Raw genomic sequence first — 12,128 nt, forward strand, 5'->3', positions numbered from 1 at the left:
CCGCCCTTCACGTAGCGCATCAGCCGCCAGCACCTCGCGCGCCAGCCCGATGCCAATGTCCTGTTCCACAGCCTGAAGCATCAGGCCTGAGTCATTGAACGTGGCCACCGGGTTGACCACCACCCGGCTGCATCCCAGCGCAAACCAGCGCTCCCACAGCTTGACACTGCCGAGCAGGGGCTCATCGGCCAGCGCCTCTGTACCGCGTCCGTGCAAGCGACGTGCAGCAGCGGGTGATCCCAGCGCAATCAGCGGCGAATCAATCAGCTGCTCGGCCTGCAGACCGCGCCACGGGCCAGCCCCCTGGCGCAGTGCCACATGAAAACCTTCACGCTGCAGGTCGACAACTTGCTGCGAGGTATGCAATTCCAGGCTGATATCAGGGTGACGCTCGCGCCAGCGAGGCATGCGCGGCAACAACCAGCGCTGGGCAAACGATGGCAACAGCGTCAGCCGAATACGCTGTGCCTCACCTTTCGCAACAGCCGCAGCGGCGCGCAACCCCTCATCGAGCCGGTCCAGCGCAGGCTCGACGGCACGCTGCAAGGTGGCGCCGGCGGCGTTGAGCACGATGCGCCGACCCCGGCGGTCAAAGAGCTCAAAACCCACTTGTTCTTCCAGCAGCTTGATCTGCTGGCTGACCGCGCTGTGGGTCAGGTGCAGCTCTTGCGCAGCCGCACGCAGGTTGCCAAGCCGCGCCACAACGCGAAAGGCGGGCAAGGTATTCAAAGGCAATCGCGACATATATGGTAAGTATTACTGAACAAATAATGCAGAAATAAACGATATTTTTCTCATAATGTACTTGATAAGCTTACCAGCATGTTCAATCAACTCCTGGAGCTCATCATGAATACCACTTGCTGCCCAAGCCCAAGCACGATCACACCCATGGCCCCTGTCAAAGCCCGCGCCTTGATCGGCACTTGGGTAAAGGTTGCGCGCGATTTCTGGAGTCGCCTGATGCCCGCACGCCAGCGCCCAATGAGTGAGCACGATTTAACGGCACTCGACGGCTTGAGCGCGGAAACCCTGAAAGACATTGGTGCCCCGGAATGGCTGCTGGAGCGCGCACAGCGATCAGAAAACCGTGCCCGCCAAGAGGGCTTGTTCGAGCGTGACAGCATCAATTGGCGCTGATGCAGCGGCGGTGGCACCTGAAATGAGCACACCGGCGACCATGCATCGATGCGCGGCCGCCCACGGCGCGGCGCGCACTGGGATAATCGTGCCCCATGTCACTCCTGCCCCACCAACTCGAACTCTTAGCCCCGGCACGCGATGCCGCCATTGGCATTGAAGCCGTCAACCACGGGGCCGACGCCGTCTACATCGGCGGGCCGTCGTTTGGCGCGCGCACCAGCGCCGACAACACGGTCGCCGACATTGCCCGGCTGGTGGCGCACGCGCACCGCTTCAACAGCCGCATTTTTGTGACGATGAACACCATCCTGCGCGACGACGAGCTGGAAGGCGCGCGCACCCTGGCCTGGCAACTGTATGAGGCAGGCGTGGACGCGCTGATCGTGCAGGACATGGGATTGCTCAATTTGGACATGCCGCCGCTGCAATTGCACGCCAGCACCCAGTGCGACATCCGCACGCCCGAAAAAGCGCGTTTTTTGCAGGACGTGGGCCTGACCCAACTGGTGCTGGCGCGGGAGCTCACCCTGCCACAAATTGCCACTATGCGCGCCGCCACTGACCCGGCGCGCAGCACGCTGGAGTTTTTTGTCCATGGCGCCTTGTGCGTTGCCTACAGCGGCCAGTGCTACATCAGTGCGGCGCATACCGGGCGCAGCGCCAACCGCGGCGAATGCAGCCAGGCCTGCCGCCTGCCCTACCAGGTGGTCGACGACAAGGGCCGTTTTGTCGCGCACGACAAACATGTTTTGAGCATGAAAGACAACAACCAGAGCGACAACATCGCCGCGCTGGTGGATGCGGGTGTGCGCAGCTTCAAGATCGAAGGCCGCTACAAGGACATGGCCTATGTGAAAAACATCACGGCGCATTACCGCAAGCTGCTCGACGAACTCATTGAAGCGCGCCAATACAGCGCCGATCCGCTGGCGCGCGCCAGCAGCGGGCGCACCACCTTCAGCTTCACGCCCGACCCCAATCAGAATTTCAACCGCGAATTCACCGACTATTTTGTCAACGGCCGCCAGGACACGATTGGCGCCTTCGACACGCCCAAAAACCCGGGTCAGCCTATTGGCTTTGTCACCCAGGTCGGCCCCAACTGGGTTGATCTTGAGTTGAACGACCGCCAGACCGTGCTGCACAACGGCGACGGCCTGTGTTACTACGACCTGCAAAAGGAGCTGGTCGGCCTGGCCATCAACCGCGCCGAACTCGTCAGCGCCAAAAAAGGCAGCTGGCGTGTCTTCCCCAAGGATGCCCTGGCGGGCCTGAAAGACCTGCGCAAAGGCGTCGAGGTCAACCGCAACCGCGACGTCAACTGGCTGCATGGGCTCGACAAAAAGAGCAGCGAACGCCGTATCCAGGTCTGGGCACGACTGGCTGACAGCGCCCATGGCATCACCCTGACACTCACCGACGAAGACGGCTTCAGCGCCAGCGCCCAAACCACTCTGACGCTCACGCCGGCCAGGGACGAGACCGGTGCGCACGCAACATTGGTGGACAACGCCTCCAAACTGGGCAACACAATTTTTACCGCGACTGACGTGCAAGTGGCGTTTTCCCGGCCCTGGTTTGTGCCGGCCTCGGTGCTGAACACGCTGCGCCGCGAAGCCGCCCAAAAGCTGGAGGCGGCACGCGCTGCCGGCTTTGTGCGCTGGCTGCCCGGCCGGGCCGTGGATCCTGCTGCGCCCTACCCTGAAGACAGCTTGAGCTACCTGGCCAACGTCTTCAACCGGGCGGCGCGCACGTTTTATGCAAACCACGGCGTCAAGGTGATCGCCGCCGCCTACGAGGCGATCGAAGAGCCCGGTGAAGTGAGCCTGATGATCACCAAGCACTGCGTGCGCTTCTCGTTGAGCCTGTGTCCCAAACAGGCCAAGGGCGTGACCGGCGTGCAGGGCACGGTCAAGGCCGAACCGCTGCAGCTGATCAATGGACGCGAAAAACTCACGCTGCGGTTTGACTGCAAACCCTGCGAGATGCATGTGGTCGGCAAAATGAAACCGGCCGTGGCCAAACAATCCAGACAGGAGCTGGCCAGCGCGCGCGCCGATGCGGGCGCTCCACTGACTTTTTTCAAGACCCGTCCGGCCAGCAGCAGCGAATTCGGCCACTGAGCCCGGCTACCGGGGTCCGCGCAAGCGGTCCGCAAGGTGAATCGCGATGTTGCGTGTCAGTCGCTCACCCAGCAGCGGATCTTCCAAAACCAGTGCCTCATAAGCGTCACGCGTCAGCGACCAGACCACGGCCTCGCTGTCGGCAATGGCGTCGGCACTGCGTCCGGCGCCGTCGAGCATCGACATTTCACCCATCATGACCCCTGGCGAAAAGCTCACAAAGCGTTGCCTGACGGGTCCTTTGCCACCAATGATCGAGATCGAACCCTGCGTCAGCACATAGAGCCGGTCGCCCGGATCACCCTGACGAAATAAAGCTTCTCCTGCGCGCAGGTGGCGAACCTCCATGCGTTCCTTGACGTGCTCCAATGGTTGCACACCCAGACGCCTCATCAGCGAGGTGTCAGCCAGGGGCACGGCCATTTGCGACGCATCAATGCCCGCTTCGGTCAGCAACATCTGCTCGGCTGCTTCAATCGCCCGATCAGCATCCGGCCACCAGTCAGTCCGCCCGCCGTCGGGCAGGTTGGCGGGGAAACAGCCAAAAATTCTCAGCCGTTTACCGTGGACGTTGTCGGCGCTGACGCCGGCCAGCAGCAAGGACACACAACGGTGCTCAAGCTGGCTTGAGAGTTGTTGCAGCAGCATGGCGCCCGACGCATCGATCATGCTGACCAGACTCAGGTCGAGCACCAGACAACGGCAATCCGGCGCCAGGGCTTTCGCTTCGTTGTCCAGGCGCTCGGCACTGCCAAAAAACAGCGCCCCTTCCAGTTCAATCAGCACCACGCGCTGGCGCGCAACCTGCAGCAGACTGGCCTGCAAAGGGCCATAGATCCGGCGCGAAGGCCGTTCCAGGGCGCTGAATCGCCCGCGTATCAGGGAACGGTTCATGGCACTGATAAAGATCAGCATGGCCAGCAAGCTACCAAACCCGACGGCAGCCACAAAGCCAAATAACACCGTCACAAGGCCGACCAGCACGACCACCGCCAGACTGTGTCGCAGGTCTGGCGAGCGCTCGCCGGACAGCCATTGGCGCAACAACTGGCGCGTCCAGCGGTCACTGAGCGCCACTGCGATGGTCACCATGATGCCGGCCAGCACCACCTTGGGCAACAGGGCCAGCAGAGGTCCAGCCACGGCGTAGATCACAAAAAAAGCGACAACGGATGCGAGCGCCGGGCCGCGACCGATGGCTCCTTTTTTGAGCAGCAGCACGCAGCGTGCGTTGGAGAGCACCAGCGGCAGGCCGCCACACAAACCGCTCACCATATTGGCCGCCCCCAGCGCCCGCAGTTCCCGACCCGGATCGTGTCGGGAATGGCCATACTGGTCAGTGGCCAGCGCCACCAGCAACGACTCCAGCGAACCAATGACGGCCAGAACCGCGGCGGTCAAAAACACGGCCTTGCCGTGATCGCGCAGCAGCGTCCAGGCGTCACTATCGGCCAGCGTCTGCAAGGCATCGGGCCTGACCAGCCCCTGTGGCAGAGGTCCTACGACATCACCCAGGTGCACGCCCGGAAAGGCCGCCAGGAGTACGACGAACAAAATGCAACCCGCCGCCATGCCCAGCAAGCTCGATGATGCCCTGGACCATTTCGAACCCACCAGCCAGACCGTTCCTGCCGTAGCAAGCCCGACCAGCAAGGCCAGCGGTTGTCCCTGCGACAAAGCGACCAGGTCGGTCAATCGGGTCAGCTGTGGCAGCCCCAGCAGGATCGGAATTTGCGCGAACAGGATCAACAACGCGACACCATTCATGAAACCCGCCAGCACCGGTTGCGGCACAAACCGGGCCAGGCGCCCCAGACCCGACAGGCCCATCAACATCTGGAACAGGCCCATCAGCACCACGCTGCTCGCGGTCAACGCCAGCAGCGTGGCGAGTCCATGGGCACTGTGCAGGTCAAACCGTGCATCCTGCACCAACTGTGCCACCAGACCGGCCAGAATCAATGCCGTGGCCGACGTGGGTCCGGCCGAGGGGGACGCCGCACTGCCCAGCAAGGCGTAAACAAGACCGCCCGCAATCACCGCAGCAAAAGCCGCGGCAATACCCAGCGGCGCATAAACACCCAGCGGTGCAAACGCCAGCAAGCCCAGCGTGAGCACAATAGCCACCGTTTCCAGCGCCACCATGGCGCCGGACAAATTGCGGCCGGCTTGGGTTAACGCACCCACTTTCGGGCGTTCTTCCACAGCTGCATCCAGGGGCTCAACGCATCACGGTCCTGGTCCGTCCAGCTCATCTGGATGTTGCGAAAGACACGCTCGGGGTGCGGCATCATGGCGGTAAAACGGCCATCCAGGGTGGTCACGGCGGTCAAGCCGCCCGGGCTGCCATTGGGGTTGAACGGGTAGGACTCGGTGGCGACGCCATGGTTGTCGGTGAAGCGCATGGCGGCAATGGCCTTGGCAGCATTGCCGCGATGTTTGAAGTTGGCATAACCTTCGCCGTGCGCCACCGCAATCGGCAGGCGGCTGCCGGCCATGCCGGCAAAGAAAATCGAGGGCGACGGCAGCACCTCGACCATGCTCAGGCGCGCTTCAAAACGCTCGCTCTGGTTGGTCGTGAAGCGTGGCCAATCCTGCGCACCGGGAATGATGTCGGCCAGCTCGGCAAACATCTGGCAGCCATTGCAAACGCCCAGGCCAAAGGTGTCCGGACGGCCGAAAAAGGCCTTGAACTGGTCCGCCAGCACGGGGTTGAAGGTGATGGAGCGGGCCCAGCCAATGCCGGCACCCAGCGTGTCGCCATAAGAGAAGCCACCGCAGGCCACCACGCCATTGAAATCCGCCAGCCTGGCGCGACCCGTTTGCAGGTCGGTCATGTGCACGTCAAAGGCCTCAAACCCCGCCTCGGTAAAGGCATAGGCCATTTCCACATGGGAGTTGACGCCCTGCTCGCGCAGCACGGCCACCTTGGGGCGCGACAACATGAGGGCTGGACCGACGGGGCCGTCATTGCGAGCGAAGCGCGGCAATCCATGCAACCCGGAAGTCATGGATTGCTTCACTCCGTTCGCAATGACGGAGTCAGAACTCGCAATGACGGTGTCGGACTCAGCAATGACCAGTTTGACATGCAGGCCTGGGTCGGACGGTTCACCCGCCGCGGCATGCTCGGCATCGGCACAGACCGGGTTGTCACGCTGCTGGCAAATCTTCCAGCTGGTGGCGTCCCAGACCTGATGCAGGTCCGACAGGCTGGCACTGAAAATGGTCTTGGCATCGCGCCACACCTGCACCGCGCCGATACCTGCCGTGATGGTCGAGTCTGCCGGACGGGTTTTGCCCACCACATGGCTGTGCTGGCTCAAATGGTGATCGCGCAGCAGCTGCATGACCGCGTTGCGCGCATCGGTGCGCACCTGCAGCAGCACACCCAACTCTTCGCTGAACAGCGCCTTGAGCGTGAGCTCATCGCGGCGGCCACTGATCTGGCCGGCCCAGTTTTTGGCGTCGCCACAGTCCATGCGGCTGTCTGACACACCGTCGCCCTCGGTCACCAGCATGTCGACATTCAGCGCCACGCCCACATGGCCGGCAAACGCCATCTCGCAGGCACAGGCAAACAAGCCGCCATCGCTGCGGTCGTGGTAAGCCAGAATCTGGCCATTGGCGCGCAGGGCGTTAACCGCATTTACCAGGTTCACCAGGTCTTGCGGGTGGTCCAGGTCAGGCACTTCGTCACCCATCTGGCCCAGGGTTTGCGCCAGGATGCTGCCGCCCATGCGGTTCTGTCCGCGCCCCAGGTCGACCAGGATCAGCGAGGTGTCATCGGTGGCATTGAGCTGCGGCGTCAGGGTGCCGCGCACGTCGGCCAGCGTGGCAAAGGCGGTCACGATCAGCGACACCGGCGAGGTCACTTTTTTCGCCTCGCCCGAGGCGTCCTTCCACTGCGTGCGCATCGACAGTGAATCCTTACCGACCGGGATCGAAATGCCCAAAGCCGGGCACAACTCCAGGCCCACGGCTTTCACGGTGGCATAGAGCGCGGCATCTTCACCGGGCTCGCCGCAAGCTGCCATCCAGTTGGCCGACAGCTTGACGCGGTCCAGTGCCATGGGGGCGGCCAGCAAGTTGGTGATGGCCTCGGCCACCGCCATGCGGCCACTGGCGGGCGCATTCACGGTGGCCAGCGGCGTGCGCTCGCCCAGCGCCATCGCTTCGCCGGCAAAACCCCTGAAGTCGGCCAATGTCACGGCGCAGTCGGCCACCGGCACCTGCCACGGGCCGACCATCTGGTCGCGGTGGCTCAGGCCGCCCACGGTGCGGTCGCCAATGGTGACCAGAAAACGTTTGGAGGCCACGGTGGGATGCGCCAGCACATCAATCGCAGCCTGTTGCAAGGCGACCCCGGTCAGGTTGACGGGGGCAAATGTGCGCTGCACAGTGCTGACATCGCGCAGCATTTTGGGCGGCTTGCCCAGCAGCACGTTCATCGGCATATTGACAGGCAAATCAGCCTTGTCCTGCACCGCTTTGGATTGGGACAGATCCACCTCACCGACCACCAGTTGCCGCGCCTCGGTGGCCACGCCGACCACGGCAAACGGGCAGCGCTCGCGTTCGCACAGGGCCTTGAACAAGTCCAGCGACTCGGGCGCAATCGCCAGCACATAACGCTCCTGACTCTCATTGGACCAAATTTCCTTGGGCGCCAGGCCGGATTCTTCGAGCGGCACCGCGCGCAAATCGAACAAGGCGCCACGCCCGGCGTCGTTGGTCAGTTCGGGAAAAGCGTTGCTCAAGCCACCGGCGCCGACGTCATGGATCGCCAGAATCGGGTTGGCATCGGTCATGAGCCAGCACTGGTTGATGACCTCCTGGGCGCGACGCTCGATCTCGGGGTTGCCGCGCTGCACCGAGTCGAAGTCGAGGTGGGCGGCGTTGTCACCGGTGGTCATGGAGCTGGCGGCACTGCCACCCATGCCAATGCGCATGCCGGGGCCGCCCAACTGGATCAGCAAGGTGCCCGCCGGAAAGGCAATTTTGTGGGTCTGGCTGGCATCAATCACCCCCAGGCCGCCGGCCAGCATGATCGGCTTGTGGTAACCACGCTGCTCGGTCTGCGGCTGCGCCATGCCGGTTGCGTCCTTGACCGTGTAACTCAAGCTTTGCTCGTATTCGCGAAAGTAGCCCAGCAAATTGGGCCGGCCAAACTCGTTGTTGAACGCCGCGCCGCCCAGCGGCCCCTCGACCATGATTTGCAAGGGGCTGGCAATGTGCGCCGGCCTACCGTAATCGGCATTCTTGGCCGTCATCGCGAGCGCAGCGTGGCGATCCATGCCCCCGGCCTGCGTGGATTGCCGCGTCGCTTCGCTCCTCGCAATGACGGAAGGGGAATCAATTGGAATCTGACCCCAGTTGATTTTGGACACGGTAAAACCGGTCAGGCCGGCTTTGGGTTTGGAGCCGCGGCCGGTGGCGCCTTCGTCGCGGATTTCGCCGCCGGCCCCGGTAGACGCGCCCGGGAAAGGTGAAATGGCGGTGGGGTGGTTGTGGGTTTCCACCTTCATCAGGATGTGTTGCAAGGCGCTGCTTTTTTGATAGCTGCCAGTGCTGATGCCGGCATCCGTCAAGCTGGACCGGCTGCTGAAGCGCTCAACCTGGCCACCTTCCATGACCGAGGCGTTGTCCGAATACGCCACCAGCATATGCTGCGGGTTGGTCTGGTGGGTGTGGCGGATCATGCCGAACAGGCTGTTGGGCTGGGCCACGCCGTCAATGGTGAACTGGGCGTTGAAAATCTTGTGCCGGCAGTGCTCACTATTGGCCTGGGCAAACATCATCAGCTCCACGTCGGTGGGGTTGCGCTGCAATTGTGTGAAGGCCTGCACCAGGTAATCCATCTCGTCGTCGGCCAGCGCCAGGCCAAACTCGGTGTTGGCGGCCAGCAGCGCGGGTTTGTCCCCACCAAGCACATCGACATGGGCCATGGGTGCGGCGGGCAGGCTGTCAAACAAATGCTGGGCCGCGGCTCGGTCAAACATCACGCTCTCGGTCATGCGGTCATGCAGCAGACTGCCGATCTGCGCCATTTGCGCCTCGGTGAGGGTGGGCTTGCCCAGCAGGCCGCTCTTGAGGCTGATGCGGTATTCCACGATGCGCTCGACCCGGTGCACCGGCAGGCCGCAGTTGTGGGCAATGTCGGTGGCCTTGGAAGCCCAGGGCGAGACCGTGCCAAAACGCGGTGTGACCACACACAGCGTGCCGTCGGCCGGGCCGGTGTAAGGCTCACCGTAGCTCAGCAGCGCGGTCAATTGTTCCCTGAGCGCAGGGCCAGGCACCTGATCTGACGCAACCAGATGCACATAGCGCGCGGCAATGCCATTGATCTTGTCGTGCACGGCTTGCAGACCCGGCAGAAGTTGTTGGACACGGAATGCGCCAAGAGCGCTACCGCCCTCAAAAGGGGTGATATGCAGAGTCAATTGGTGGGCCCCAGGGAGAGACTGACGAATGGTTAAAAAGCATGAAGCACGCCAGTGCCATGCAAAAAGTAGGCGGATTTTAACTGCCGCTCAGACGCCGCGATACAGCCAGGGCTGGTCCATCACGGCCTCCCCCCGAATTTTCATGACCACGTTGCGGCCGAAAGCCATCAGCCCGCTGGCGTGAAAAATTTTGCCGTTGCTGATCGCCGTGGCCTGCACCCGGGCATTGCGCTGCCAGCGCAGGCGCGCATATTGGCGCAACAAGCCCGGCACCAGACTGCCGGGGTCTGCCGAACCGTCGGCATCCGCAAAAAAACCGCCCTGCTCCAACACCTGCGCCAGCACAGCGGCGTCCTCGATCGCCATACCCGCACCCTGGGCCAGGTACGGCAGCATCGGGTGCGCGGCATCGCCCAGCAAGGCGACGCGACCCCCGGCCTGCTCACGACCACTGCGCATGGGCGGGCGAATGCTCAGCGCCCACAAACGCCAATTGGGCACCGCCTGGATCAAATCCTTGAGCGGCTTGCATGTCAGCTGCAGACGCTGCTGCAGTTCGGCCGCATTGCCACTGTGATCCCAGTGCGACATGTCGCCCTGCACCTGGCCATGGACGATCGCCACCACATTGAGCCATTCGCCGCGACGCACCGGGTACTGCACCACATGCATCTGCGGTCCCAGCCAGGCGGTCACTTGTGAGCTGCGCAAATGGATGGGCAAACGTGCCTGCGAGATCAAGGCCCGATAAGCCAGTTGCCCGGTCGGCTGCGGTGTGCCGTCATCAAGCAACTGCTGGCGAATACTGCTCCAGCCGCCATCAGCGCCCACCAGCAGGTCGCCGCGCGCCAGTTGGTCATGGTCCAGTTGCAGCGCCACATCGGTCTCGGTCTGCTCGAAGCCGTTCACCGGACTGCTCAGGTGCAGCGTCGCCCCACCCTGCTGTTGCAATGCGGCCAGCAGCACGGCATGCAGGTCTGCGCGGTGGATCGTGAGGTAAGGCGCACCATATCGCCGGGCAATCTCCTCGCCCAGCCGCAGCCGGCCCAACTCGGCCCCGGAGATGGCGCTGCGTACCTGCAGCCGGTCCGGAAAGGCGACCACCTCGGACAACGCCTCCTGCAGCCCCCAGTCATACAGGATTTTCACGATGTTGGGGCTCAGTTGTATGCCCGCGCCAAACTCCGAAAACTCGGCATTGCGCTCAAACAGCGCTACTCCGGCACCCGCGCGGGTACAGGCCAAAGCGGCACTCAGGCCGCCAATTCCACCCCCGGCAATCATTACATTACGCATCTCAGGATTCTGTCCATAATTCGAAAATGGCTTATTGTCGATTGCGAAGACTGCAAAAAACTGACAGGCCTGAGCCTATGTTTCAAAAGAAACTCGCGCTACCATGCCATGCAAGCAAACCCTACGGAGCAGCCCATGACCAGATGGATCAGCAATTTACTCCTGGCAACATTCTTCTGCATGACGCTGCCTGCGCCAGCCCAGTCATTGCGTCACGAAGTGGTCGCCTCGGGTCTGGAACACCCGTGGTCGCTGGCATTTTTACCTCAGGGCCGGTTTCTGGTCAGCGAGCGCGCCGGGCGCCTGCGCGTGATCGAGGCGGACGGACGGGTCAATCCGGCGCTGCACGGTCTGCCCGAGGTGGCGGCCAGGGGCCAGGGCGGTTTGCTCGATGTGCTGCTGGACGCCGACTTTGCCCGCAATCGCACGCTTTTTTTCTGTTTTTCAGAGCCCGGCGCGGGTGGCAACAGCACGGCGCTGGCACGGGCCATGCTGTCCGGCGACCGCACCCGGCTGGAGGCCATGCAGGTGATCTTCAGCGCCAAACCCAAGGTGGCCAGCAGCGCGCATTTTGGCTGCCGCATTGCCGAAAGTCAGACCCGGGGCCAGCCCGACGGCCTGCTTTTCATGACGATCGGTGAACGTTACGTGCGCAAGGACGACGCGCAAACGCTTGACAACCACCACGGCAAGATCATCCGTATTTTCAAAGATGGCCGGGTGCCGCCGGATAACCCGTTTGTCAGCACGGCGGGGGCCCTGCCCGAAATCTGGTCTTATGGCCATCGCAACCCGCAAGGCATGGTGCTGTCGCCCAAAGGTGCACTGTGGGCGCATGAACACGGGCCCCAGGGCGGCGACGAAATCAACCTCATCACGCCAGCAGGCAACTACGGCTGGCCGGTGATCACCTACGGCGAGAACTATGGCGGCGGCCCGATTGGCTCGGGGCTCAGCGCCAAAGACGGCATGACACAGCCACTGCACTACTGGGTGCCGTCAATTGCACCATCTGGCATGGCCTTTGTAACCAGTGCGCGTTACGGCACCGCCTGGATCGGCAATCTGCTGGTCGGTTCGCTCAAGTTTGGCTACCTGAACCGGATCGAGCTGTCGGCGC

The 12,128-nt window shown here is 62.9% G+C and carries 7 protein-coding genes; 3 read left to right on the plus strand and 4 right to left on the minus strand.

Annotation, left to right across the window (positions count from 1 at the left end):
- Window positions 1–744, minus strand: a 744-nt coding sequence (locus tag NDI87_RS13125) for a LysR substrate-binding domain-containing protein (RefSeq protein ID WP_296275744.1), incomplete at its 3' end; no start/stop codon positions are given.
- Window positions 745–849: 105 nt separating this feature from the next.
- Here NDI87_RS13125 and NDI87_RS13130 point away from each other — a divergent pair.
- Window positions 850–1,140 carry a hypothetical protein gene (locus tag NDI87_RS13130; RefSeq protein WP_296275745.1) on the plus strand — a complete coding sequence of 97 codons (291 nt, stop codon included), beginning with the start codon at window positions 850–852 and terminating at the stop codon, window positions 1,138–1,140.
- Between the two features lie 95 nt (window positions 1,141–1,235).
- Window positions 1,236–3,266, plus strand: coding sequence for a U32 family peptidase (locus NDI87_RS13135; RefSeq protein ID WP_296275747.1), 2,031 nt, complete (start codon window positions 1,236–1,238; stop codon window positions 3,264–3,266).
- Window positions 3,267–3,272: 6 nt separating this feature from the next.
- On the opposite strand, the gene NDI87_RS13140 is transcribed toward NDI87_RS13135, so the two are convergent.
- From NDI87_RS13140 to NDI87_RS13150, 3 genes are all read right to left on the minus strand, one after another.
- A complete protein-coding gene (locus tag NDI87_RS13140; RefSeq protein WP_296275749.1) occupies window positions 3,273–5,471 on the minus strand; it encodes a SulP family inorganic anion transporter in 2,199 nt (732 codons plus the stop codon).
- Window positions 5,441–9,709: a phosphoribosylformylglycinamidine synthase gene (gene purL / locus NDI87_RS13145; protein ID WP_296275750.1), complete on the minus strand. Its 4,269-nt coding sequence runs from the start codon at window positions 9,707–9,709 to the stop codon at window positions 5,441–5,443. The genes NDI87_RS13140 and purL overlap by 31 nt, the downstream gene beginning before the upstream one ends.
- 90 nt (window positions 9,710–9,799) lie before the next feature.
- The gene (locus NDI87_RS13150) at window positions 9,800–11,008 is read right to left on the minus strand and encodes an FAD-dependent monooxygenase (RefSeq protein ID WP_296275752.1); all 1,209 of its coding nucleotides are present in this window, start codon (window positions 11,006–11,008) and stop codon (window positions 9,800–9,802) included.
- Between the two features lie 180 nt (window positions 11,009–11,188).
- On the opposite strand from NDI87_RS13150, the gene NDI87_RS13155 reads away from it, so the two are divergent.
- Window positions 11,189–12,128 (plus strand): PQQ-dependent sugar dehydrogenase (locus tag NDI87_RS13155; RefSeq protein WP_296275754.1); only part of this gene is annotated, 940 nt, incomplete at its 3' end.

Origin of the sequence: Rhodoferax sp. (assembly GCF_023701345.1) — a bacterium.
Taxonomy (GTDB): Bacteria; Pseudomonadota; Gammaproteobacteria; order Burkholderiales; family Burkholderiaceae_C; genus Rhodoferax.